A 24601-nucleotide genomic window follows, 5' to 3' on the forward strand; every position below is an offset into this window, starting at 1 on the left:
CCCCGCGCCGGGCGAGGGCGGCGTCGCGCAGCCCGCGGGCCACGCCCGCGGGCAGTACCCGGGTGGTGTAACGGCGTTCGGACTCCAGGCCCTTGCCGGCGCCGACGCTGCGCGCGACGAGCGCCTTGGACAGGCCCTCGGCGTAGGTGCGCGTGCGGAAGTACCGGAAGCGCTCGCGTCCCTCGGGCACCTTGTGGTGGATCACCGCCCTGTCGTCGACGAGGAGGACGGCGTCGGGTCTCGCCCTGCCGAGCCGGATGCACAGTTCCGTCTCCTCGCCGCCCAGCGGACGCTTGTCGCCGTCCCGTCCGATGCCGGTGGCGAAGCCGCCCACCAGGTCGAACGCCGTGCGCCGGAACGAGGCGTTGCCGCCGAGGATGTTGCGCACCCGTACCCGGCCGGGCGGCAGCCCCCGGTAGGAGCAGCCGACCACCCAGTCGAACTCCTCCGGGAACCACACGGGCCGCTTCCCGGTGGACCAGACGGGCTGCGCCCTTCCGCCGACGGCCAGCACCCGCGGGTCGCTGTAGGGGTCGGCGAAGCGGCGCAGCCAGTCCCTCTCGGCGACGGCGTCGTCGTCGAGGAAGGCGATCACCTCGCCACGCGAGGCCGCGACCCCGGTGTTGCGGCCGGCCGACAGCCCGCGCGGGCCCGCGTTCGGCAGCACCCGCACCGCGCCCGCCCCCCGGTACGCGCGCTCCAGCCGGTCCAGCAGCGCCGGGTTGTGGTCGACGACCAGCACAGTCTCCAGCGGCGGGTGGCTCTGCGCGCGCACCGAGGCCACCGCGGCGAGGATGTCCGCCCAGCGGTCCTCGGTGTACACGCAGATCACCACGGAGATGTCGACCGGGATCAACGCGCCTCTCCCCGTGCCGGGTCGAGCAGCGGGGAGTGACCCGGACGGCGGCGCAGTGCCCGCCGGTTGGACCGCTCCCCGAGGATGACCCGCAGCACCCGCAGTCCGTCGCGCACGGCGCGCAGATTGCTGACGCCGTGGATGCGCAGGTACTCGTGGCTGGGGATCTCCTGGACCTTCAGGCCCGCCTTGACGACCCGGATGTTCATCAGGGTCTCGACCTCGAAGCCGGTGCAGTCGAGGTCGATCTTGTCCAGGCAGTGCCGCCAGAAGGCGTTGTAGCCGTAGCACAGGTCGGTGTAGCGGGCGCCGAACTTGCGGTTGACGAGGGCGCACAGCACCCGGTTGCCCAGCCATCGGACGAAGGTCATGTCGTCGGTGCCGCCGCCGTTGGCGAAGCGGGAGCCCTTGGCGAAGTCGGCGCCGGAGACGAGCGCGGAGACGTACGACACGATCTCGTTGCCGTCGGCCGAGCCGTCGGCGTCGACCATCACGATGATGTCACCGGTGCACGCCTCGAACCCGGTGATCAGGGCGTCCCCCTTGCCCTTGCCCTGCTGCCCGACGATCCGGACGCCGGGCCTGAGCCGCCGGGCGACGTCGACGGTGTCGTCGGTGGAGTTGCCGTCGACCAGGACCACTTCGTGGATCCAGTCCGGCAGGCTCTTGAAGACGTACGGGAGGTTCTCCGCCTCGTTCATGGCGGGGATCACGACGCTCACCGGCGGTGCGATCGCCAGGTGAGAGGAGACGGGCCGGTACTTTCCGGCGGTCGACGGATCCGGGTGCTCCTGGTCCCGGTGGTCCTGGGTCGATGTCGCCGGCTGCAGAACGGAACTCATGAAAGTGGTCCCTCTCGTCCGGTGGGCCGCCCGCCCCTGGGCGGCCCGGATCCACGTCCGGTTCGAAAGGGGGGTTTCCCACCCGTCCGGCCCGCGGGCACGGCGACGCCGTCCGCACGGACCCCGGGTGAGTTGGCAGAACTGACCGGCTTTCAGCAATCGGCCGCCGGTCGCGCGGCACGGCTCGGTCATCACCTGTGCGGTCACCGAGCACGGCACCCCCCTACCGCGCCCCGCGCCGGGAGCCGTCGTGGCTCTCGAGCCCTCCCCTTGAGCCGTGTGCTGACGGACCGATGCGGGTGAGATGTATGACGGTATTGACGATTGCGCCTGTATGGCAAGAGCCGGGGTGACCCTCACCTTTTCGTTCATTTGACCGTTACACTACGGCTCGTCCCGTCATGGTTCCCGGATTGTCCGAAAACGCGTCAAGAACCCGCACCGGAACCCCCATCAGTTTTGGCATGGACACTTCCCGTCAACACGCGTAGTTGCTACGACGGTTGTGGCAGAGATCCTGCTAAGGGAGGTTCCATGAGACGTTCCCGAATCGCGGCATTCGTCAGCTCAGTCCTCCTCGCCGTCGGCACCGCCCTCACCGGTGCCGTCACGGCGCAGGCGTCCCAACTCGCTGCAAGCGGGGGCTATGTGGCCCTCGGAGACTCCTACTCCTCAGGCGTCGGCGCGGGCAGTTACATCAGCTCCAGCGGCGACTGCAAGCGCAGCACGAAGGCGTATCCCTACCTGTGGAACGCCGCCCACTCCCCCTCGTCCTTCACGTTCGCCGCCTGCTCGGGTGCCCGAACGGGTGATGTTCTGGCGAACCAGCTCGGCGGCCTCTCCTCGTCCACCGGCCTCGTCTCCATCAGCATCGGCGGTAACGACGCCGGCTTCGCCGACGTCATGACCACCTGTGTGACCAGCTCCGACAGTACCTGCGTCGCCCGCATCAACACCGCCAAGGCCTACGTCGACTCCACGCTGCCCGGCAAGCTCGACAGCGTGTACACCGCGATCCGGGACAGGGCGCCCAACGCCCGTGTGGTCGTCCTGGGTTACCCCCGCTTCTACAAGCTCGGCACGTTCTGCATCGGCCTGTCCGAAACCAAGCGCAGGGCCATCAACGAAGCGGCGGACTACCTGGACGCCGCCGTCGCCCGGCGGGCCTCCGCCCACGGCTTCGCCTGGGGCGACGTCCGCCCGACCTTCACCGGCCACGAGATCTGCTCCGGCAGTTCCTGGCTGCACAGCCTCAACTGGCTGAACATCGGCGACTCCTACCACCCGACCGCCGCCGGGCAGTCGGGCGGCTACCTGCCGGTGCTCAACGCCAACGACTAGGCCGGCGACCAGGCCTGCGACAGGCCCAGGTGTTCCGTCCTAGGAGCCGGGCGAGCCGGAAGGAGAAGAGGAGGCCCCGCCCGTCGGGGTCTCCTTCTCACAGGTGACCGAGAACGGCACCGCGTCCGACCTCGCCGTCACCGGCTCGCGCACCTCCACCCCGAGCGTGGAACGGTACGTCCCGCTCTCGGCGTACGTCGTCACGATCACCCGGTCCTGCCGGGTCCGGCCGCCGCCCTCGGGGAAACGCAGCGTCTTCCAGCCGGGGTCCATCACCTTCCCGTCCCCGGTCACCCAGCGGTAGCTGACCTCCGCCGGCAGCCGGCCCACCGTGAACACCGCCGTGAAGGCGGGCGCCCGCTCGTCGGGCGGCGGACACGCGCCCGCGTAGTCGGCGTGCGTGCCGGTGACGGTGACCGACACGGACTGCGGCGGCGGCGCCGGTTCCGACGAGCCGGTGCTCGGCGACGGGCCGGGTTCCCCCGAGCTCTCGTCACCGGCCGGGGTGGTCGCGGTCGTCGGGTCCCCCGGCGCCGACGCAGTCACCTCCGCGCTCGGGCCGCCGTCACCGCCCGCCTCGTTCCCCCCGCCCCCGTCCCGGCCGAGCAGGCCGTACGTCAGGCCCGTCACCGCCAGGGCCAGCAGCAGCGCGCCCGCGAGGAGCACGGCGGCGGTACGCCGGTCGCGGCGCGGGGCGGTGGCCGTCACCGGCGACGGCCGGGTACCGGTGCCGGAACCCGGACGGGGCGGGGGCTCGCCCCGCAGCGGCCCGGTGGTGTGCGTCGGCGGATGCGGGTACGGCGCCGTCGGCGCGGCAGGCGGTGCCGCGCGCACGGTGCCGGTACCGGACGCGACGCCCCCGGCCGCCACGATCCGCAGGTCCTGCTCGGCCGGGCCGGCCGCGAGCCGGTCGGCGGGGTCCTTGCGCAGCAGCCCCTCGATCACGGGTGTCAGCGGGCCGGCCCGGCGCGCCGGCGGCAGCTCCTCGTCGACGATCGCGCGCAGCGTGCTGAGCGGAGTGTCCTGACGGAACGGCGAGTTGCCCTCCACGGCCGCGTACAGCAGCACGCCCAGCGACCACAGGTCCGACTCGGGGCCCGGCCGCCGCCCGAGCGCCCGCTCCGGCGCCAGGAACTCCGGGGAGCCGATGACCTCCCCGGTCATCGTCAGCTCCGAACTGCCCTCGACGCGGGCGATGCCGAAGTCGGTGAGCACCACCCGGCCGTCGTTCGCCAGCAGTACGTTGGCCGGCTTCACGTCCCGGTGCAGCACGCCGGCGTCGTGCGCGGCGCGCAGCGCGGCCAGCACCTCCGCGCCGATGTGCGCGGCGCGCCGCGGCTCCACCGGCCCCTCGGCGTCCAGCAGTTCGGCCAGCGAGATCCCGCGGACCAGTTCCATCACGATCCAGGGCCGGCCGTCCTGCGCCGCCACGTCGTACACCGTCACCACGTTGCGGTGCGACACCCGGGCCGCAGCCCACGCCTCCCGCTCCAGCCGCGCGTACATCCGCTCGACCTCCGCCGTCGGCAGCCCGGCGGGCGCGCGGACCTCCTTCACGGCGACCTCGCGGTGCAGCACCTCGTCCCGGGCCCGCCACACGGTGCCCATACCGCCCTGGCCGAGCGGGGACAGCAGGCGGTACCGGCCCGCGATCAGACGCTCACTGCCCGGTTCCTCGGACACGGCCGCCCCCTCTTCGCACTCCGCGCGATATCTCCCCAAAGTAGCTCAGCCGACTACGGATGCCGCCCCCTTGAGCACCAGTCCTGCGCCGATCACCACGACGACCAGCGCCGACCACAGGGGCGCCGCCCGGCGTACGGAGGTGACGACCGGGTGCGCGGTCCAGCGCGGGCGCCGGTCCAGGACCCGGGTCACCCCGGCCCCCAGCCGGACCACGGCGAACCCGGCCGCGGTGAGCGTCAGGGCCAGTCCGGCGCCGTACGCCACGACCAGCAGCAGCCCGAACCAGGCGTGCCCGAGCGCGGCCGCGCCCACCAGCACCACGACGGCCGACGGACTGGGCACCATCCCGCCCGCGAACCCGAGCAGCAGGGTGCCGCGCAGGGTGGGCGCGACCGGGTGCGAGTGGGTGACACCACCGTGGGTGTGGGTGTGGGTGTGGGTGTGATCGTGGTGGTGCTCGTGGTGATGGTGATGGCCGTGACCGTCGTGGTCGTGGTCGTGGCCGTGCGGGTGCGGGTGCGATTCGTGGTCCGGGGCCGGGGCGCCCACGGTGGCCAGGCGGCGCTCGGGGGTCTTCACGGGCGCGTGGTGGTGGTCGTGCGCCGGGTGCCGGGCGCGCCAGGCCCGTCGGACGAGGGTGGTGCCCGCCAGCATCACCAGGGCACCGCTGGCCAGGCCCAGCCAGGCGATCACCGAGGGAGCGGCGGCGGAGCCGGCGGTGACCAGCAGGCCGAGGGCCACCACACCGAGGGTGTGGGTCACGGTCACCGAGGCGGCCAGGGGCAGGACGTCCCTGAGGCGGGCCCTGCCGCCCCGGGCGGCGGCGGTCGCGGCCATCAGGGTCTTGCCGTGGCCCGGCGCCAGCGCGTGCAGCGCGCCGAGCCCCACCGCGAGGAGCAGGGCCAGGGCGGCGAAGCCGACGGTGAGGTCCTGGCGGGCGACGAGGTGGTCCAGGGCCCGGGTCCACCGGTCGGCGCCGCGGGGCAGGACGGACGCGGCGGGCGCGTCCCGGTCCTCGTCGGCCAGCGCCGGGCCGCCGGGGCGCACCCGCAGGGAGGCCGTCGTGGTGTCGGCGGGGGAGGAGAGCAACTCCTCCGGATAGGTGGTGAGTTCACGGGAGACCGAGGTGCCCGGCACATCCGTGCCGGTGAGCGTCATGCGGTCGCCGCGCGCGGTGATCTCCCGCCAGCCGGGGCCGGCGGAGTCGCTCGCGCTGCGGAACTCGACGGTGACGGTGTCACCGGTGGGCAGCGGTGCGCCGAGGGCGCACTCCACGCGCACGGTGTCCAGGCCGGCCTGTCCCGGGCGTACGGCGGCCCGGGCCGCGGTGACCGTCAGTGCGACGGTGCCGCCGTCGACGGTGAGGCGGCTGCCGGCGGCGGCCGCTGCGCAGCGCTCCCGTGCCCAGGCGGTGAGCCCGCCGAGCCGTTCGATGTCGGGCCGGGCCTGGGTCGCCGGGATCTCGGCGAGGTCCTCGACGTGGTCGACGCGCAGCCGGCCGGGGGCGGCCACCAGACCGTCGTAGTGGTTGACGGTGAAGTTGCCGAGGGGATGCGCGCTCGCGGGGGCGGCGGGCAGCAGGGCGAGCGCGCACCCGGCCGTGAGCGCGGCCGTGCCGGCGGCGAGCGGGCGGCGGAGGTTCACCGGTGGGCCTCCCGGTCCGTCGTCGTCTCCAGGGTCCGCAGCGTGCTGCGGGCGGTGCGGGCGCCCAGGGGGGAGAAGCCCGGGTTGAGGTCCAGCGCGGCCGAGAGGTGGGCGCGGGCGTCCTCGGGGTGTCCGGTGGCGGCCTCGATCATGCCGAGGTGGTACAGGAAGAGGGCGTTGCGGTAGCCGGTGGCGACGGCCCGCCGGGCGTGGGGGAGCGCTTCGGCGCTGTGGCCGTTGACGTGCAGCGCCCAGGCGAGGGCGTCGGCGGTGTGCACGGTCTGCCGACGGGACCACTCGGCGCGGGCCGCGCGCAGGGCCGCCGCGCGGTCGCCGTGGTCGGCGGCGGCCAGGGCGGTGTCCAGGTCGGCGTCGACGCCGCCGGCCCGGGCGAGTGCGGTCCAGGCGTCGACGAGGGCGTACTGCTGCTCGGCCCGTTCCCGGTCGCCGGCCCGGCCGCGGGCCTCGTACAGCTCGCCGAGCGCGACCAGGGGGCCGGGCAGCGGGGCACGCGCCACGACCGCCTCCAGCCCCTTGACGGCGGCGTCCCGATCGCCGTGGGCGGCCTGGGCGCGGGCCCGGCCCTCCAGGGCGGGGAGATAGGTGTCGTCCGCGGCCAGCGCACGGGCATACAGGTCCAGCGCGGCCGTGTACTCGCCCTGCTGCCAGGAGAGGTGGCCGAGCTGGGTGGCGACGTAGGCGATGTCGCCCGGGGCGGTCGCCGCGCCGAGGGCCTGGGTGAGGACGCGGCGGGCGGTGGTGAGGTCGCCGCGCAGCTCGTGGACGTAGGCGTAGCGCGTGAACACGGGGACGCCGGGGCGGCGGGCGTCCGCGGTCCCGGCCGCCGTCGACGCCTCGTCGTAGCGGCCCAGTTCGACCAGGGCGTCGATACGGGAGCACAGCGCACGCTCGCTGTACGGGTTCTCCTTCAGTGCCCGGTCGGCGTACGCCAGCGCGTCCGCGAAGTGGTGGCGGGCGGCGGCGAGCGCGGCCTGCGCGGACAGGGCCTGGTCGTTGCCCGGGCGCAGGTCGAGCGAGCGGCGCGCGGCCCGCTCGGCGAGGGGGTAGCGGGAGGGGTCGCCCTGGGTGCGGGCCTGCTCCACGTAGGCGAGGGCGAGGGTGGCCCAGGCGGCGTGGTCCTTCGGCTGGGTCCGCAGGTGGGCCTGCAGTGAGCGGACCCCGGCGTCCAGGTCGCCCCCGCCGAGCAGCCCCGGATCGACGGCGGCCGCCACCGGCGCCGCCGCCCGCCCGTCGTCCCGCGTGGCGCCCACCGCGATCGCGCCGGCGGTGAGCGCGACGGCCAACAGGCCCGCGCACAGACCGAGTCGCCCGTACCGGCGCGGTCCGGAGGCGCTCACGCGCGTCGCCGGCGGGGTGCCGCTGCCTGGGCGGTCGTCGTTCGGGTGCGGGGGCACGGGGTCTCTCCTTCGTCGGTCAGGTGGGAAGGGGGCGGTGTACGGCTTCGCCGCACACCGCCGGGGGCGCCGGGTCGGCGGGGCGCCCGGGAGGAGCGCCTAGTACGCCCGCCCCCGCATCCGCCGCCACCACATCAGCCCGCCGCCGATCAGCAGCACGCCGATGGCCCCGGCGCCCGCCGACCCGGCGACCAGCGCGGTGTCGGTGCCGCCGCCGGCCGTACCGCCGGGGGCGAGCGCGTCGCCGAGCTGGCTGCGGACGTCGTTGCCGCCGGAGACACCCTTGCCGAGCGGACCGCGGGATCCCTCGGTGGGCAGGGCGACGTACGGGAAGTACTTCTCGAACTCCTTGTCGTTCTTGTCGACGGCGTCACCCAGGTCGTTCTTCGCACCCACCAGTTCGCCCTCGACGACCTGCAGCGAGGCGTCGATCACGTCGTCGGTGAGCCGGCGGCCGTTGGGGAAGCCCGCGTTGTCGCCGTCGAGGACGCCCAGCCGCTTGGGGTGCATGGCCGGCTTGATCGAGGTGTTCAGCCGCAGCTGCTCCGACGGCGTGACGCGCGGCGGCTGGTTCAGCCCGCTCACGCCCTTGAGGAACACGTCGACGAGGTCGTTGCGCGGCTCGGCCGGCGCCTTGATCTTGTAGATCGCCTCGATGAGCTTGGGCAGTTCGGGGTTGGTGACGTTCTTGAGGAACTGCGCGTCGTCCTTCGGGTCGGACGCGTTGAACCGGTCCTTGTCCTTGATCGGGTTGACGACCTCGTTGACCAGCGGGTTGCCCAGCCGCGAGACCTGCGCGTAGTGGCCCTGGGCGGTGCGGCGCTGGGTCGTGGACCAGATGCCCACGACCGGCTGGTCCTTGGACTCCGTGATCAGGTCGTTGGGGACCTGAAGGGCGATGGAGTTGACGTTGTAGCCCTTGAGGGTGTCGTTGCCGACCTCGGAGAGGTTCCCGCCGTACAGCAGGTCGAAGACGCGCAGGTCGAGGAAGAACGGGTCGTCGGCCTGCCCGGCGAAGGTCTGCGCGCCGCCCGGGAGTTTGTACACCGCCTGCTCGCGCAGCTTGGCGTAGTGCGGCATGGACGCCTTGCCCACGTTGGACGGCGCCACGGGGACGTCGTCGGCGAGCTTGGTCCGGTGGACCGCCTTGCCGTGGCGCAGCTTGACCAGTTCCAGGTCGTACGTCTGCGTCACGTTGAGGTCGGGGTCGTCGAGGCTCTCGACGGCACCGGTGTTGTAGAGGAACGTCTTCTTGTTCTTCGTGTGCGTCTTGAACGTGTACCGGAACAGCAGGTCGTCCCGGGCGTCGCCGTTGTTGTCGACGTGCAGGTCGTACTGCGCGTCCTCGGCGAACGTGAAGAAGTTCGGTCCGCCGGCCGGCTCCTCGAACGGGATCCAGTTCGCGATGATCGTCGTCGTGTCCGGCTTGTCCGGGCTCACGAACGCGTACACGTCGGTGTTGTCGTACTGCGGGGCTCCCGATATCAGCGGGGCCTCCCGGTGGCTGGAGGCGTGCGCCGCCCCCGGTTCCAGCGTGGCCACGCCGGCGGCCGCGAGCCCTCCGGCGGCCAGCGCCCCGCAGATCAGGGTCGCGACGCTCCGGCGCCTGGCCGTGCCTCCGCGCTGTGCGCCGGTCCTGGAGTTTGGTGTCATGCCGTCCGTCCTCAGTGCCAACTTGCCTGACGGACGGATATACGGAGCGGACCACCCGATCGGATGGGTCCGCACGAAAAAAAATCTTTCCCGCTCCGGACCCGCGTTTCGGCGCCGCTCATCCGTACTTCCCCCGGAGGTGTGTCCGCGGACAGGTGATCGGAGATGGGGGGGCCGCATGGAGGCGGACGAGCTCCTGGTGCTCGTCGCGGGGGGCGACCACAGGGCGTTCGAGCGGTTGTACGGCATGGTCGCCGGGCCGGTGTTCGGGCTGGTGCGCCGGGTGGTGCGCGACCCGTCGCAGTCGGAGGAGGTGGCCCAGGAGGTGCTGCTGGAGTGCTGGCGCACCGCCGGCCGCTACGACCCGGACCGGGGCAGCGCCCTGTCGTGGATCCTCACCCTCGCCCACCGCCGGGCCGTCGACCGGGTGCGCAGCGCGCGGGCCGCCGGAGAGCGCGAGGAGCGCGAGGCGCGGCGTGCCCACCACCCCGCCTTCGACCAGGTCGCGGAGGAGGTGGAGGCGGGCCTGGAACGGGAGTGGGTGCGCCGCTGCCTCGGCCGGCTGACGGCGCTGCAGCGCCAGTCGGTCACCCTCGCCTACTACGACGGCTACACCTACCGCGAGGTGGCCGAGCGGCTGCGACTGCCGCTGGGCACCGTCAAGACGCGGATGCGCGACGGACTCACCCGGCTGCGTGACTGTCTCGGAGGGGCCGCATGAGCCTGTTCGCCCGGCTGCGCCGCGAGGATCCGCACTCGCTGGCCGCGCCCTACGCCCTGGACGCCCTCGACCCCGCGGAGCGGCACCGCTTCGAGCGGCATCTGCGCTCCTGCGACCGCTGCGCCGCCGAGGTGCGGGCGCTGTCCGAGGACGCCGTCCGCCTCGCCTGGTCGGCGGCCGTGCCGCCGCCGCCCGAGCTGCGCGACCGGGTGCTGGCCGCGGTGCGCGCCACCCCGCAGGAGCAGGCCGCGCCGGGGCAGGCGCGCACGCAGCGGCTTCCGCCGCACGTCTGGGGCACCCCGCCGCCGCCCGCGCGCTCCCGTGCGCCCCGTCGGCGCCGTCCGCTCTTCGTGCCGTTCGCCACCGTGACCGCGGCGGCGGCGCTGGTCGTCGCCGCACTGTTCGCCGTGCAAGCGGGCCGGACCCAGGACCAGCTGGCCGCCGAACGGGACCGGGCACGTGAGATCGCCCACGTTCTCGCAGCTCCGGACGTCCGGGCGGGCACCGGCCGGGACGCCGAGGGCCGCAGTATCGGAGTAATCGCCTCCGCTTCCACCCGGGAAGCGGTCGTCACCTTGCGCGGCTACGGCGACCCCCCGAACGGCAAGGCGCACCAGCTGTGGTTGATGCGCCCCGGTGCGCCACCACGCTCCCTGGGGCTCCTCGACGGCGACACGCCCTTGGTCGCCACCGGCCTTGACAAGGCGGCGACATCACTCGCTGTGACCGTCGAACCCGACGGCGGGTCGGCTCAGCCCACCACTCAGCCCATTGTCCAACTCGCCCTGGAATCGGTTGGATTCGGAGAGTAATCGCGGACGGGTCGTCAACCCCCTTACGGGGAAGGTGAATCCTGTGACCGCGATACACGAGTGCCTCGACGGGGCGATAGGGTTAACCTGCCCGGGCCGGGTGGACTCGTACGGGTGGGGAGTGACATGGAACAGATAACAGTGCGCAGCAGGGCGAGGGTCCCTGCGATCACCTGCGGGAGCAGCGCGACCAGTTCGCGTCTCGACCGCCACCTCTCGGTGCTCGCGGGCCCCGCCATACCGCAGCGGGAGACCGTCGAGGCGACCTCCCTGATGCGGGAGCTGACCACCCGGGACGCCGCGCGCCGGCCCAGCGACCGGGGCACCCGGGTCGGACGCGTGTCGCTGTTCGCCCCCCTGCGCCGACTGCGCCGCTCCCTCTTCGGCGGCCACCGGCACTGAGCCACCGACGGCCCGCGCTCAGGCGGCCACACCGTCCCGGCGCAGCGCTGCGATCTCGTCGTCCGTCATCCCCACGGCGCGCAGCAGCGCCCCGGTGTGCTCTCCGAGCGCGGGTACGGCGTCCATGCGCGGCTGCGCCCCACCCGGCAAGGTGATCGGCGGCAGCAGCGCCCGCAGCGGCCCCACCGGCGTCCCCACCTCCCGCCACCGATGGCGGGCCGCCAGCTGCGGATGGTCCGCCACCTCGGTCAGATCCCGCAGCCGGGCACAGGCGATGCCCGCCTCCTCCAGCAGTTCCAGTGCCTCGTCGGCCCCGAGGCGCGCCAGCGCGGCACCCACCAGCTCGTCCGTGCGCCCGCGGTGCGCCACCCGCGCCGCGTTCGTCGCGAACGCCGGATCCGCCCCCAGCTCCGGCCGCCCGATCACCCGTTCCGCCAGCCGCCGCCACTCCCGGTCGTTCTGCACCGACAGCAGCACCCGGCCCCCGTCCGCCGTCGGATAGGCGTCGTACGGGGCGATCACCGCGTGCGCGAGCCCGGTGCGCACCGGGGCGCTGCCGCCGTGCATCGTGTGGTGCAGCGGATGCCCCAGCCACTCGGTCAGCGCCTCCAGCATGGAGATCTCCACCGGCCCACCCCGCCCGGTCGTCCCCCGCCGCACCAGCGCGGCCAGCACCCCCGAGAAGGCGTACATGGCCGCCGCGATGTCCGCCGCCGGGATTCCCGCCTTCACCGGCTGCTCCGGTGTCCCGGTCACCGACACCAGCCCCGCCTCGCACTGCACGAGCATGTCGTAGGCCCGCTTGTCCGCGTACGGCCCGCCCGTCCCGTAGCCGGAGATGTCCACGGCGACCAGCCGCGGGTGCGCCGCGCACAGCGTGGCCGCGTCCAGGCCCAGCCGGGCCGCCGCGCCCTGCGCCAGGTTCTGCACGAACACGTCCGCGTCCGCGACCAGCCGCCGTACGACGTCCAGGCCGCGCGGGTCCTTCAGATCCAGGGCGATGGACTCCTTGCCGCGGTTGCACCACACGAAGTGCGAGGCCAGCCCGCCGGCCGCGGTGTCGTAGCCGCGGGCGAAGTCGCCGCCGTCGATCCGCTCCACCTTGACGACCCGGGCGCCGAGATCGGCGAGCTGCCGGGTGGCGAAGGGGGCCGCGACGGCCTGTTCGACGGCGACGACGGTGATGCCCTCCAGGGGCAGGGGAAGTCCACGCATGAGGTGGATCATCACCTCCGGCCGGGTGGTTTGTCAGCAGCTCATCGCGCGTACCGCCGCACGGCGAGCGGAACGCACACCGCCGGCAGGACCGCGCACCACGCCGGCGAACCGGCGACCGGGGGACCGCCAGGTCCGGCACGCGCACCTCACCGAAACGCTTCTCCAGACCCTCACCGAGCAAAGGTACGGAGTGTCCGGTGATCTGGTCCCGCCCCGAACGGACGGGCCGACCGGCCGAGGAGGAGCAGGCCGTGCGGATCGCCTACCTGGGTGGTCAGGTCGCCAGTGGGGCCTGTCCCAGGATGGCGGCGGCGTTCGCGGAGGACCCGGGGCCGATCGGCATGGAGGCCGTGTTCGAGACGGCGTTGCACCGGGTGCTCGACGCGTTCGTCAGAGCAGGGTGAACTGCCCCTCGGGGCCTTCCTCCTGATGGTCCAGCACCGACGCCGGGCGGCGGGAGCGGTCCGGCGGCGGCAGCACCCCCGCAGCCCGCAGGCCACCCGCCGTGACGGGTTCCGCCGGCTCCGGCAGGGCCTGCGACCGCCGCACCTCCGCCAGCAGCGCCAGCACCGTGATCAGCTCCAGCAGCTCCGACGTCCAGGTCTGCGGCCAGGCCGCCGGGCGGATCGCGGCCAGGGTGCCGGGCTCGGCCGCGTCCGTACGGGCCGCGAACCACTGCTCCAGGACCCGTAGCCCGCCCGCCTCGAAGTCCCACGCCTCCGGCGGGACCGGGGAGATCCGGCCCCCGTCCAGGTACAGACTCTCCTCGTCCCGGTCGTAGCGCAGGGACACCGGCCGGGCGGGCAGCGGCGCGCGGACGTACGGGCGGCGGCCGCCGGGCAGCTTGGGGCGCTCCCCGGTGCGCCGCATCAGCCACAACGCGCGGTGCCCGAGCGCTACCCCGCGCGTCCACAGCCCGGGGTCCCCGGTCAGCGGCACGGTCAGATCGGGACGGGCGGCGGCGAGGATCCAGGCGAGGACGTCGACGGGGGCGGGGGAGTGCCCCAGCCGCGCCGCGAGATGTTCCAGCAGGCCCGGCGCCAGATTGGGCTCGGCGCCGCCCGGGCGGCGGAACAGCGGCCGGACCCGGGCCGGGCGGAGCAGCGGCAGGCAGGACGTCGCGTACACGGCGTCGGCCGTCTCCACCAGGAACACCTGGTGCTCGTCCGCCACCCGCCACAGCTCGGGCCGGGCCGCGTCGATCAGCCGGTGGTCGGGAATCAGCCACTGCTCGTCGAAGGGGGCCCGCAGCACCCGCACCGGCTCCGGACACGGGCCGTCGGCCCGCTCCAGCCGCTCGGTCCCTCCGGACCGCCCCGGCAGCTGCCCGACCGCCGACCGCGTCGTACGGGCCCGGCTGGGCCGGAACAGCGCCTCCCGGTCCGGCCCCGCGGCCTTCATCAGCGCGTCCCAGCGGGCCCTCAGCGAGCCCGCGTCGGGCGCCGCCGGCCAGTCCCGGCCGAGCCGCGGCGCTGCGACGGACCACGGCATGAGGTCCGCCAGCGGCGGAGCGTCGTCGTGCGTCACGCCGGGCATCGTACCGAGCGCCCCGGCACCCACCCGCTACGCCTCCAGCGTCACCGTGAACGAGAACCGGTCCCCGCGGTAGTGGATGACCACCACGTCCAGCACCCGCCCCTGCCCGTCGTAGGTGACCCCCGTGTAGTGCAGGATCGGGCTCAGCAGCGGCACCGCGAGCAGCCGGGCCGTCTCCGGATCGGCCAGCCTCGCCTCCACCGTGTCCGTGATCCGGCTGATGTCCGCCCCGACCACGTCGCGCAGCACCTTGGTCATCGGCCAGCGCACCAGGTCGTCGGGGTCGATGGCGTCGGCCAGTTCGGGCCGCACCCAGTTGCGGGCGTGGTTGGTCGGCTCACCGGTGCGCTCGTCGCCGCGCAGCCGGTGGTACGCCGTCACCTCGGCCAGGTCCGGGAAGTGCTCGGCGAGTTCGCCCGGCACGGCGGCGCGGCCGTGGTCCAGCAGTTCGGTCGTCATGCCGGACTGCTGGGCCACGATCGCGTCCACCGAGCCGAGCAGCCGTACGGGGGCGCCACGGCGGGCGTCCGGCTCGATGAACGTGCCCCGCCGGCGGTGGCGGGTGATCAGCCCCTCGTCCTCCAGCTCCTTCAGCGCCTGCCGCATGGTCAGCACGCTCACGCCGTAGTGCCCCGCCAGCTGCTCCTCGGTGGGCAGCCGCAGCGGGTCGTGGGGCGAGCGGCCCAGTATCGAGGCGCGCAGCGACTGGGACACCTGGTACCACAGCGGCAGCTTGCGGTTCAGGACGACGGAGTCCGGGGCGAAGGAGGTCACGGGCCATCCGTACCTGGAGGGAATCTTTCAGCGCAAGGGACGGAAATGACGCTCCAGGCCGCGCCACACGTCGTCGTACCCCTGCTGGAGGTGGTCCGCGGCCGCCGCCTGCTCGGTCAGGGTGATCGGCCAGCGGGTCTCGAACATGAACGCCAGCCCGTCGTCGACCTTCTGCGGCCGCAGCTCGGCGGCGCTGGCCCGGTCGAACGTCTCCCGGTCGGGTCCGTGCGCCGACATCATGTTGTGCAGTGAGCCGCCGCCGGGCACGAAGCCTTCGGCCTTGGCGTCGTAGGCGCCCTCGATCAGGCCCATGTACTCGCTCATCACGTTCCGGTGGAAGTACGGCGGCCGGAAGGTGTCCTCGCCCACCAGCCAGCGCGGCGCGAAGACCACGAAGTCCACGCCGGCCAGGCCCGGGGTGTCGGACGGCGAGGTCAGCACCGTGAAGATCGACGGGTCCGGGTGGTCGTACGAGATGGAGCCGATGACGTTGAAGCGGCGCAGGTCGTACACGTACGGCACGAGGTTGCCGTGCCAGGCGACCACGTCGAGCGGGGAGTGGTCGTACTCGGCCCGCCAGAGGTTGCCGCAGTACTTGCTGACCACCTCCACCGGGCCCTCGACGTCCTCGAACACCGCGACCGGTGCCCGGAAGTCCCGCGGGTTCGCCAGGCCGTTGGCCCCGATCGGGCCGAGGTCGGGCAGGCGGAACGGGGCGCCGTAGTTCTCGCAGACGTAGCCGCGCGCGGCCGGGCCCCGCCCGCCGTCCCGCGCGGTGTCCGTCAGCTCCACGCGGAAGCGGACCCCGCGCGGGATCAGCGCCACCTCGCCCGGCTCGGCGCGCAGCAGGCCGAACTCGGTGCGCAGCAGCAGCCCGCCCTGCTCGGGCACGATCAGCAGCTCGCCGTCGGCGTTGCCGAACACCCGGTCCATCGATGCGGTGGCGTGGTAGAGGTGCACGGCGACGCCGGTCCGCTGGGTGGCGTCGCCGTTGCCGCCGAGGGTCCACAGGCCGGCCAGGAAGTCCGTGCCCGCGGGCGGCTGCGGCAGCGGGTTCCAGCGCAGCCGGTTGGGGTCGGGCACGGTCTCGGCGAAGGGCGCCGTGCGCAGGCCGCCGTTGCCGACGCGGGTGAACGCCGGGTGCGCGGCCGACGGGCGGATGCGGTACAGCCAGGAGCGGCGGTTGTGGGCGCGCGGCTCGGTGAAGGCGGTACCGCTCAGCTGTTCCGCGTACAGCCCGAGCGGGGCGCGCTGCGGGGAGTTGCGGCCCTCGGGCAGGGCGCCGGGCACGGCCTGCGAACTGTGCTCGTTGCCGAAGCCGTGGAGATAGGCCGGTTCCTCGGTGGCCTTCCGCGCTCCCTCGTGCTCGGACCCGCTCACGCGGGCGGTGCCCCCATCGATCATCGTCGCTCCCTCGCTCTTATTCCTATGTGACACCGTAGGATTGCGTTTTCCCGGACGCAAGACATGGACGCCCGTCGTTCGGAAGAACGATCACCGCCGTCCGGAACCCGACCCCGGGGGGATCCCTGTGTCGGACCCGTGTTCTACGCTCCCCGCATGTCGTGGACGCGTGGATTCCCTGCCGCGGTCGCGGTCTGTGTTCTGGTGCTGGCCGGATCCGCGGGCTGCGGCTCCGGCGACGCCCGCGGAGGCCCGGAGAGCCCGTCCGTCGCCCCCGTGGGCAAGCTGCTCGACGAGACCGACGAGGAGGGGCGGCACTACCGGGAGGTGGACGGCAAGAGGGCTCCCGAGGTCGAGGCCGAGGTCACCTCGGACGCCGCCGACGGCAGCTGGGCGGTCCGGCTGGATCTGCACCGCTTCACCCTCTCCCCGGCGGGCACCGCCGCCGAGGCGACCGCCGGGCACGGCATCGCCCGGCTCTTCGTCGACGAGCGGCCCCTCGCCGACCTGCGCACCCCCGACCACCGGATCCCGGCCGGCTCGCTGTCCAAGGGCACCCACCACGTCACCGTGCGCCTGTACGCCGACGACGGCACGGTCTGGGCGGTCGACGGCAAACCGATCGAGACCACCGCGGACATCACGGCCTCCGAGCCGGGGACGTCGCCCGCCGCCACCCCCTCCGCGTTGAGTGCCCCGGCCGCCGGCACCCGTACAGCAGGGGGAGCATCACCGGATCCGGACCGAAAGGCATCATGAACGCCGTGCCCCAAGCGACTCCGCTCCGGCGCGCCCCCGTGCAGCGGCGCAGCGCCGAACGGCTGAGCAGGATCCTCGACGCCTGCGCCGACCTGCTCGACGAGGTCGGCTACGACGCGCTGAGCACCCGGGCCGTCGCCCAGCGCGCCGGCGTCCCCATCGGCTCGGTCTACCGCTTCTTCGGCAACAAGCGGCAGATGGCCGACGCCCTCGCGCAGCGCAACCTGGAGCGCTGGTCGGAGCGGGTCACCGAACGGCTGGCGAAGGCCCGGTCGGGCGACTGGCGGGCGGTCATGGACGCCGTCGTCGACGAGTACCTGGCGATGAAGCGCACCGCCCCCGGCTTCGCCCTGGTCGACTTCGGCAACCAGATTCCGATCGGCACCCGGCAGTCCGAGCCCAACACCCGCGTCGCCGACCGCCTCACCGCCCTCCTCGCCGGCCATCTGGGGCTCCACCCCGACGACGACCTCCGCCGCACCTTCCTGGTCGCCGTGGAGACCGCCGACACCCTGGTCCACCTGGCCTTCCGGGTGGACCCGCAGGGCGACGAGAAGGTCATCGCGGAGATGCGGGCGCTGCTGCGGGCCTACCTGGCGCGAGTCCTGGACTGAGCCGGACGCCGGACGCCGGACGCCGCTCGCGGAAACCGGATGCCGCTCGCGCAAACCGGTCGCCGGCCGCGCGGGCCGGCGACGGACGCCGCCCGGCGCGGCCGACCGCCGACGACCGTCGGTGCCGGACCCTCCCCAACGTTCCTACCGGTCGGTATGCTCGCCCCTCGTACGAGCGTCACCGCCGCGCCCACCGGGAGGACCCGTGTCCCGCACCGCCCTGCGTATCTGCCCCCTGTGCGAGGCCACCTGCGGGCTGACCCTGACCATCGAGGGAACCACCGTCACCGGGGCCCGCGGTGACCGCGAGGACGTGTTCAGCAAGGGGTTCATCTGCCCCAAGGGCGCCTCCTTCGCGGCCGTCGACGGCGACCCCGACCGGCTGCGGGCCCCGCTGCTCCGCGTCGACGGCGAGTTGCGCGAGGTCAGCTGGCAGGAGGCCTTCGACGCGGTCGCCGCCCGGATCCGGCCCGTCGTCGAGCGGCACGGACCGCACTCCGTGGGCATCGTGCTCGGCAACCCCAACGTGCACACCATGGCCGGCGCCCTCTACCCGCCGGTCCTGATCGCCGGCCTCGGCACCCGCAGCCTCTTCACCGCCTCCACGGTCGACCAGATGCCCAAGCACGTCTCCAGCGGGCTGCTCTACGGCGACGCCAACGCCATCCCCGTACCCGACCTGGACCGCACCGACCACCTCCTCCTCATCGGCGCGAACCCCCTGGAGTCCAACGGGAGTCTGTGCACCGCGCCCGACTTCCCCGGCCGGCTCAAGGCGCTGCGTGCCCGCGGTGGCACCCTCACCGTCGTCGACCCGCGCCGCACCCGCACCGCCGCGCTCGCCGACCGGCACCTCGCGATCCGCCCCGGCACCGACGCCCTGCTGCTCGCGGCGATGGCCCACGCCCTGTTCGAGGAGGACCTGGCCGACCCGGGCGAGCTGGCCCCGCACCTGCACGGGCTCGACGAACTCCGGCACGCCCTGCGGGACTTCACCCCCGAGGCGGTGGCCGTCGCCTGCGACGTCGAGGCACCGCTGATCCGCATCCTCGCCCGCGAACTGGCCGCCGCCCCCACGGCCGCCGTCTACGGCCGCATCGGCAGCTGCACCGTCGCCCACGGCACCCTCGCCAGCTGGCTCGTCGACGTGCTCAACATCCTCACCGGCAACCTCGACCGCCCCGGCGGTGCCCTCTTCCCGCAGGCGGCCACCGACCGCACACCCCGTCCCGCCGGACCGGGCCGCGGCTTCCGGCTGGGCCGCTGGCACTCCCGGGTCGGCCGGCACCCCGAGGCGAAGGGCGAGCTGCCGCTGTCCGCGCTCGCGGAGGAGATCGACACCGCCACCGAGGAGGGCGAGCCGATCCGTGCCCTCGTCGTGGTCGCCGCCAACCCGGTGCTGTCCGCACCCGACGGCGACCGGCTCGACAAGGCGCTGGACTCCCTGGACTTCATGGTCAGCGTCGACCCCTACCTCAACGAGACCTCCCGCCACGCCGACGTCGTCCTGCCGCCGCCCCCGCCGGCCCAGAGCCCGCACCACGACTTCGCCTTCAACACCCTCGCCATCCGCAACCAGGTCCGCTACACCCGACCCGCCGTCCCGCTGGAGCCCGGCAGGATGGCCGAGACCGAGATACTCGCCCGGCTCACCCTCGCCGCCACCGGCATGCACGGGGCCGACCCGACCGCCGTGGACGCGCTGGTCGTCGAACAGACCCTCGGCAAGGCCGTCCGCGACGAGCACTCACCCGTGCACGGCCGGGCCCCCGAGGACCTGGCCGCCCAGCTCACCGGCGACACCGGTCCCGAGCGCCGGCTGGACATGATGCTGCGCCTCGGCCCCTACGGCGACGGCTTCGGCGCACGGCCCGACGGGCTGAGCCTGGAGCGGCTGCTCGCCCACCCGCACGGGATCGACCTCGGACCCCTGCGCCCCCGGCTGCCGCAGCCCCTGAAGACCCCCAGCGGCAGGGTCGAGCTGCTGCCGGCGCCGATCGCCGACGACCTGCCGCGGCTACGGCGAGCGCTCGACGCCCCGCCCGCCGAGCTGCTCCTGGTCGGCCGCCGCCATCTGCGCTCCAACAACAGCTGGCTGCACAACATCCCCGCCCTGACCGGCGGTTCCAACCGCTGCACCCTGCACATCCACCCGGCCGACGCCGAACGGCTCGGCGTGCGCGACGGCGCTCCGGTACGGGTGCGGGGCGCCGGCGGGGAGGTGACCGCCCCGGCCGAGGTCACGGACACCGTCCGGCCCGGAGTGGTGAGCCTCCCGCACGGCTGGGGCCACGACCGGCCCGGCACCCGGCTGCGCCACGCCGCGACCGAGCCCGGCGTCAACGTCAACCAGCTCCTCGACGGCCGCGCGCTCGACCCGCTGTCCGGCAACGCGGTCCTCAACGGAGTGCCCGTCGAGCTGACCGCGACACCGGCCGCCACGGGGTCGTACGAGGGAAACTGACGGCCCGTAGGGGCACTCCTGGGCGCTTCTCCCGCACCGGCCGGGCGATGTGTGACAAAGAGTCAGAACACGAACGATTTGTATGAAAATCGTCTGACTCGGAGGAGTGTGCATGCCCACCATGTCCCTGCCGCGCCGCGGCCCCGCTCGCGGTCCTCGCCGTCACGGGCGGCGTCCTGGCCGGGGCCCCGACGGCCGTCGCGGCCCCGGGCGACAACGGCGATGTCAAGATCCACTCCGCGGAGACGGACTACCTCGACCAGCGGAACGATCCGAAGGTCTGCGAGTTCTACCTCGCGGCCTTCAACTTCGACACGGTGCAGCGGGCCCAGTGGTCCATCGCACCCCAGCCCCCGGTGGCGAACGGGGAGACCCGTGAGGGCGCCATCGTGCTGACGATCGGCACCGGGCACACCGGGCGGGTCCTGCCGCAGCTGCCCGACGGCATGTACAAGCTCACCTGGACCTTCCAGGGCCAGCAGGGGGCCGCCAAGCAGAAGGTGTTCCGCGTCGACTGCGGCAGGCCCAACGGCGGTCCGCCCGCCGGCGGGGGCGGCCTCGCGAAGGAGGAGGCGTTCACGCCGGTCGCCGGCGCCGCGGGGGTCGGGCTCGCCGCGGTCGCCGGGGCGGTCTGGCTGCGGCTCCGCCGCCGTCCGCATGGTTCCGCGTAGGCAGGCCGGCAGGCCCATCCGAGGACGGACCCGCAGGCCCTGGCCTCGGACCCGCGCCTACCGGCTGACCCGGACGGCCGTGGTGACCGCCTCCCTGGTGGCGGGCGGCACGTGGTGGTCCCAGGGCGAGGAGCCCGGGGGAGCGGCGGTCGCTGCCTCCCCGGGCTCCCCGGGTGTCCCCCCGGCCGCCCCCGGGGCACCCGCCGACCCTGCCGCCGCCGGACGGCCCGGCGGCGGCACGGGGGCCGCCGGAGCGTTCCGGGGCGGCGGGACCGGCCTCCACGGCGCGGGGGAGCCCCGGCCGGTGGGCGCGACGCCGGACGCGACACCGGGCGGGGCGACCGGCCGGCCGGCGACCGGCCGCGGCTCCCCGGCTCCCGGCGCCCGGGCGGGCGAGGGTGCCCGGCGAACGGCCCCGGCCACCGGAGCAGCCCCGGCCGCCGAGCCCGGCGCACGGCAGCGGCCCGGCGCCGCGAGCCGCACCCCGGCCGTCCGGCCCCGCACCCCCCGCCCCCTGCCGCCGTCCCGCGCCACCCGCCTCGTCGTGCCCTACCTCGACATCGACGCCCCGGTCATGGGCCTGCGCCTCGGCAGCGACCGGCGGCTGCCCGCGCCGCCCGACGACGACTCCAACCTCGTCGGCTGGTACGAGGGCGGTCCGGCACCCGGCCTGCGGGGGACCGCCGTCGCCGTCGGCCATCTCGACACCGACCGGGGGCCGGCGGTCTTCGCCGGGCTGACCGAGCTGAAGCGCGGTCGCGTCGTCGAGGTGCGGCGCGCCGACCGGCGGACCGCCGTCTACACCGTCGACGCGGTCAAGTCCTACGAGAAGGCGCACTTCCCCAACGAGGAGGTCTACGGCGACCGGGGCCGCCCCGAACTCCGCCTCATCACCTGCGGCGGCGACTACGACCGCCGCAAGGGCTACCTCGGCAACATCGTCGTCTACGCCCACCTCACGGCGGTCCGCCCGCCGTGACCGTCCCCAGGCCCCCCGCACGGCCCGCCCTCCCCGCGCCGCCACGCCCCCGCGGCTGTGGCGGATCACCTCTGGTGCCAGAAAACTAACAGCGCTAGTTTGGGTGGCGGACGGACGAGGTCGTGCGAAGGGACGCAGGCACGCGATGAAGGCACACGACGGCATCTATCTCGACGGCGCATGGCGCCCGGCCCTGAGCCGGGACCTGATCGACGTCGTCGACCCGGTGGACGAGCAGGTCGTCGCCCGGGTCCCGGCGGCCGGGCCGGACGACGTGGACGCGGCCGTACGCGCGGCCCGGACCGCCCTGCCGGGCTGGGCGGCGACCGCGCCCGCCGAGCGGGCCGCCCGGCTGACGGCGCTGCGGGACGCCCTGGCGGCCCGCCAGGAGGAGATCGCCGAGACCGTCACCGCCGAACTCGGTTCCCCGATCGGCTTCTCCCGTGCGGTCCACGCGGCCGTGCCGATCGCGGTCGCCGGCTCCTACGCCGAACTCGCGGCGAGCCACGGCTTTGAGGAGACGGTCGGCAACTCCACCGTCCTCCACGAGCCGATCGGCGTGGTCGCCGCCATCACCCCGTGGAACTACCCGCTCCACCAGATCGTCGCCAAGGCCGCCCCGGCTCTCGCCGCCGGCTGCACGATCGTCGTCAAGCCCGCCGAGGACACCCCGCTGGTCGCCCAGCTCTTCGCCGAGGCGGCGCACGAGGCCGGGCTCCCGGCCGGTGTGCTCAACCTCGTCACCGGCCGCGGGCCGGTCGCCGGCCAGGCACTCGCCGAGCACCCGGGCGTCGACCTGGTCTCCTTCACCGGCTCCACCGCCGTGGGCCGTGTGATCGGCGCGACCGCGGGCGCGGCCGTCAAGAAGGTGGCCCTCGAACTCGGCGGCAAGTCAGCCAACGTCATCCTCCCGAGCGCCGATCTCGCGCGCGCCGTCAACGTCGGCGTGGCCAACGTGATGTCCAACTCCGGCCAGACCTGCAGCGCCTGGACCCGCATGCTGGTCCACCGCGACCGGTACGACGAGGCCGTCGAGCTGGCGCGCACCGCCGCCGCCAAGTACGGCGACCGCATCGGCCCCCTCGTCAACGCGAAGCAGCAGGCCCGCGTGCTCGGCTACATCGAGAAGGGCGTCGCTGAGGGCGCCCGCCTGGTGGCCGGCTCCACCGAACCCCCGCGTGAGCGGGGCTACTTCGTCAGCCCCACCATCCTCGCCGACGTGACCCCCGAGATGACGGTCGCCCAGGAGGAGATCTTCGGCCCGGTCCTGTCCGTCCTGCGCTACGACGACGAGGAGGACGCCCTGCGCATCGCCAACGGCACCGTCTACGGCCTCGCGGGCGCCGTCTGGGCGGGCGACGAGGCCGAGGCGGTCGCCTTCGCCCGCCGCATGGACACCGGACAGGTCGACATCAACGGGGGCCGCTTCAACCCCCTCGCGCCCTTCGGCGGATACAAGCAGTCGGGCGTCGGCCGGGAACTCGGCGCCCACGGGCTGACCGAGTACCTGCAGACCAAGTCCCTCCAGTTCTAGAGGAGTTCCTCACTCATGGCCGTACGTGCCGCCGTCGTGCCCGCCATCGGGGCGCCCCTGGAGATCACCGCCGTCGACCTGCCCGACCCGGGCCCCGGCCAGGTGCGCGTCCGCCTCGCCGCCGCGGGAGTCTGCCACTCCGACCTGTCCCTGGCCGACGGCACCATGCGGGTGCCCCTCCCGGCGGTCCTCGGTCACGAGGGCGCGGGCACGGTCGTGGCCGTGGGCGACGGGGTCACCGAGGTCGCGCCCGGCGCCGAGGTCGTGCTCAACTGGGCTCCCGCCTGCGGCCGTTGCCACGCCTGCGGGCTCGGCGAGATCTGGCTGTGCGCCGACGCCCTGAGCGGCTCCGCCGCGGTGTACGCCCGTACGGTCAACGGGACCGACCTCCATCCCGGCCTGAACGTGGCCGCGTTCGCCGAGGAGACCGTCGTACCGGTGTCGTGCCTGCTGCCCCTCCCGCCGGGCATCCCGCTCACCGACGCCGCCCTGCTCGGCTGCGCTGTCCTCACCGGGTACGGCGCGGTCCACCACTCCGCCCGGGTCCGCGCGGACGAGACGGTCGCCGTCTTCGGGGTCGGCGGTGTGGGCCTCGCCGCCCTCCAGGCGGCCCGGATCGCGGGCGCCTCACGGATCGTCGCGGTCGACGTCTCCCCGGCGAAGGAGGAGCTGGCCCGGCGCGCGGGCGCCACCGACTACCTCGTCGCCTCCGCGAACACCGCCCGCGAGATACGCGGCCTCACCGGGAAGCAGGGCGTCGACGTCGCCGTGGAGTGCGTGGGCCGCGCGGTCACCATCCGCACGGCCTGGGAGTCCACCCGCCGGGGCGGCCGCACGACGGTCGTCGGCATCGGCGGCAAGGACCAGCAGGTCACCTTCAACGCGCTGGAGATCTTCCACTGGGGCCGTACCCTGTCCGGCTGTGTCTACGGCAACGCCGACCCGGCCGCCGACCTGCCGGTACTGGCCGAGCACGTCCGCGCGGGCCGGCTCGACCTGGGCGCCCTGGTCACCGAGCGGATCGGTCTCGACGGCATACCGGCGGCCTTCGGGAACATGCTGGCCGGCAAGGGCGGCCGAGCGCTGGTCGTGTTCTGACCCCCGGACACCCTCTGCCCGGCACCCCTCGCCCCCCGGGGCGTACCCGCACCCCCGGCATCCTCCCGTACTTACGGCCCCACGTGCCTGCCCGGGCGCTGCCACGCGTCGCCCGGCACGTGACCCGGGCCGCCGTACGCCGGCGCCCGTCGGCCGGGGGCGTTCCCCCGGCGCCGCC

The 24601-nt window shown here is 74.2% G+C and carries 21 protein-coding genes and 2 pseudogenes; 12 read left to right on the plus strand and 11 right to left on the minus strand.

What is annotated here, in order from left to right; translation table 11 throughout:
• Positions 1–856 (minus strand): glycosyltransferase family 2 protein (locus ACSLTV_RS09340; protein WP_435611958.1); only part of this gene is annotated, 856 nt, incomplete at its 3' end.
• Positions 853–1698, minus strand: a complete 846-nt coding sequence (locus ACSLTV_RS09345; RefSeq protein WP_432134624.1) for a glycosyltransferase family 2 protein — start codon at positions 1696–1698, stop codon at positions 853–855. The genes ACSLTV_RS09345 and ACSLTV_RS09340, both read right to left, overlap by 4 nt.
• A gap of 534 nt (positions 1699–2232) precedes the next feature.
• Between ACSLTV_RS09345 and ACSLTV_RS09350 the strand changes: the two genes are divergently transcribed.
• Positions 2233–3039 (plus strand): SGNH/GDSL hydrolase family protein, encoded by an 807-nt coding sequence (locus ACSLTV_RS09350; protein ID WP_432134623.1) that lies wholly within the window; start codon positions 2233–2235, stop codon positions 3037–3039.
• 39 nt (positions 3040–3078) lie between these two features.
• Here the strand turns inward: ACSLTV_RS09350 and ACSLTV_RS09355 are convergent, their stop codons facing one another.
• From ACSLTV_RS09355 to ACSLTV_RS09370, 4 genes are all read right to left on the minus strand, one after another.
• Positions 3079–4722: a serine/threonine-protein kinase gene (locus tag ACSLTV_RS09355; protein WP_432134622.1), complete on the minus strand. Its 1644-nt coding sequence runs from the start codon at positions 4720–4722 to the stop codon at positions 3079–3081.
• Between the two features lie 45 nt (positions 4723–4767).
• Positions 4768–6369 (minus strand): nickel transporter, encoded by a 1602-nt coding sequence (locus tag ACSLTV_RS09360; protein WP_432155660.1) that lies wholly within the window; start codon positions 6367–6369, stop codon positions 4768–4770.
• A complete protein-coding gene (locus ACSLTV_RS09365; protein WP_435611959.1) occupies positions 6366–7784 on the minus strand; it encodes a tetratricopeptide repeat protein in 1419 nt (472 codons plus the stop codon). The genes ACSLTV_RS09360 and ACSLTV_RS09365 overlap by 4 nt, the downstream gene beginning before the upstream one ends.
• A 99-nt stretch (positions 7785–7883) precedes the next feature.
• A complete protein-coding gene (locus ACSLTV_RS09370) occupies positions 7884–9437 on the minus strand; it encodes a DUF4331 domain-containing protein (RefSeq protein WP_432134619.1) in 1554 nt (517 codons plus the stop codon).
• A 178-nt stretch (positions 9438–9615) separates the two neighbouring features.
• Here ACSLTV_RS09370 and ACSLTV_RS09375 point away from each other — a divergent pair, with 178 nt between their 5' ends.
• The 3 genes from ACSLTV_RS09375 to ACSLTV_RS09385 all read left to right on the plus strand — a co-directional run bounded on the left by ACSLTV_RS09375 (position 9616) and on the right by ACSLTV_RS09385 (position 11372).
• Positions 9616–10158, plus strand: a complete 543-nt coding sequence (locus tag ACSLTV_RS09375) for a sigma-70 family RNA polymerase sigma factor (RefSeq protein ID WP_432134618.1) — start codon at positions 9616–9618, stop codon at positions 10156–10158.
• The gene (locus tag ACSLTV_RS09380; protein ID WP_435611960.1) at positions 10155–10970 is read left to right on the plus strand and encodes an anti-sigma factor; all 816 of its coding nucleotides are present in this window, start codon (positions 10155–10157) and stop codon (positions 10968–10970) included. Before ACSLTV_RS09375 ends, ACSLTV_RS09380 begins: the two co-directional genes overlap by 4 nt.
• Before the next feature lie 126 nt (positions 10971–11096).
• Positions 11097–11372 (plus strand): hypothetical protein, encoded by a 276-nt coding sequence (locus ACSLTV_RS09385; protein ID WP_432134616.1) that lies wholly within the window; start codon positions 11097–11099, stop codon positions 11370–11372.
• 18 nt (positions 11373–11390) lie between these two features.
• On the opposite strand, the gene ACSLTV_RS09390 is transcribed toward ACSLTV_RS09385, so the two are convergent.
• Positions 11391–12587, minus strand: a complete 1197-nt coding sequence (locus ACSLTV_RS09390; RefSeq protein ID WP_432134615.1) for a CaiB/BaiF CoA transferase family protein — start codon at positions 12585–12587, stop codon at positions 11391–11393.
• A gap of 41 nt (positions 12588–12628) precedes the next feature.
• Positions 12629–12727: pseudogene (locus ACSLTV_RS09395) on the minus strand (ABC transporter permease); the annotation flags it as partial.
• Between the two features lie 99 nt (positions 12728–12826).
• Here ACSLTV_RS09395 and ACSLTV_RS09400 point away from each other — a divergent pair.
• A pseudogene (locus ACSLTV_RS09400) lies at positions 12827–12994 on the plus strand (TetR/AcrR family transcriptional regulator); the annotation flags it as partial.
• Here the strand turns inward: ACSLTV_RS09400 and ACSLTV_RS09405 are convergent.
• Genes ACSLTV_RS09405 through hmgA form a run of 3 tightly spaced genes read right to left on the minus strand, consistent with a single transcriptional unit; the run spans position 12981 to position 16304 of the window.
• Positions 12981–14126: a type ISP restriction/modification enzyme gene (locus tag ACSLTV_RS09405; RefSeq protein WP_435611961.1), complete on the minus strand. Its 1146-nt coding sequence runs from the start codon at positions 14124–14126 to the stop codon at positions 12981–12983. The pseudogene ACSLTV_RS09400 and the gene ACSLTV_RS09405 sit on opposite strands and share 14 nt — an antisense overlap.
• A 27-nt stretch (positions 14127–14153) precedes the next feature.
• Positions 14154–14900, minus strand: coding sequence for a GntR family transcriptional regulator (locus ACSLTV_RS09410; RefSeq protein ID WP_435611962.1), 747 nt, complete (start codon positions 14898–14900; stop codon positions 14154–14156).
• A 27-nt stretch (positions 14901–14927) separates the two neighbouring features.
• The gene (gene hmgA / locus ACSLTV_RS09415) at positions 14928–16304 is read right to left on the minus strand and encodes a homogentisate 1,2-dioxygenase (protein ID WP_435611963.1); all 1377 of its coding nucleotides are present in this window, start codon (positions 16302–16304) and stop codon (positions 14928–14930) included.
• Positions 16305–16460: 156 nt separating this feature from the next.
• On the opposite strand from hmgA, the gene ACSLTV_RS09420 reads away from it, so the two are divergent.
• The 7 genes from ACSLTV_RS09420 to ACSLTV_RS09450 all read left to right on the plus strand — a co-directional run bounded on the left by ACSLTV_RS09420 (position 16461) and on the right by ACSLTV_RS09450 (position 24423).
• The gene (locus ACSLTV_RS09420) at positions 16461–17063 is read left to right on the plus strand and encodes a hypothetical protein (protein ID WP_432134611.1); all 603 of its coding nucleotides are present in this window, start codon (positions 16461–16463) and stop codon (positions 17061–17063) included.
• The gene (locus tag ACSLTV_RS09425; protein ID WP_432134610.1) at positions 17060–17677 is read left to right on the plus strand and encodes a TetR family transcriptional regulator; all 618 of its coding nucleotides are present in this window, start codon (positions 17060–17062) and stop codon (positions 17675–17677) included. Before ACSLTV_RS09420 ends, ACSLTV_RS09425 begins: the two co-directional genes overlap by 4 nt.
• A gap of 205 nt (positions 17678–17882) precedes the next feature.
• On the plus strand, positions 17883–20141 hold the full coding sequence (locus ACSLTV_RS09430; protein ID WP_435611964.1) for a molybdopterin oxidoreductase family protein: 2259 nt from the start codon (positions 17883–17885) through the stop codon (positions 20139–20141).
• Positions 20142–20458: 317 nt separating this feature from the next.
• Positions 20459–20812 carry a hypothetical protein gene (locus ACSLTV_RS09435; protein ID WP_432134608.1) on the plus strand — a complete coding sequence of 118 codons (354 nt, stop codon included), beginning with the start codon at positions 20459–20461 and terminating at the stop codon, positions 20810–20812.
• 79 nt (positions 20813–20891) lie between these two features.
• Complete coding sequence (locus tag ACSLTV_RS09440) at positions 20892–21791, plus strand: class F sortase (protein WP_432134607.1); 900 nt, start codon at positions 20892–20894, stop codon at positions 21789–21791.
• 145 nt (positions 21792–21936) lie between these two features.
• Positions 21937–23325: an aldehyde dehydrogenase family protein gene (locus ACSLTV_RS09445; protein ID WP_435611965.1), complete on the plus strand. Its 1389-nt coding sequence runs from the start codon at positions 21937–21939 to the stop codon at positions 23323–23325.
• A 15-nt stretch (positions 23326–23340) separates the two neighbouring features.
• Positions 23341–24423 (plus strand): zinc-binding dehydrogenase, encoded by a 1083-nt coding sequence (locus ACSLTV_RS09450; RefSeq protein ID WP_435611966.1) that lies wholly within the window; start codon positions 23341–23343, stop codon positions 24421–24423.
• The last annotated feature ends 178 nt before the right edge of the window (positions 24424–24601 follow it).

Source organism: Streptomyces sp. bgisy159 (genome assembly GCF_965341775.1).
Classification (GTDB): Bacteria; Actinomycetota; Actinomycetes; order Streptomycetales; family Streptomycetaceae; genus Streptomyces.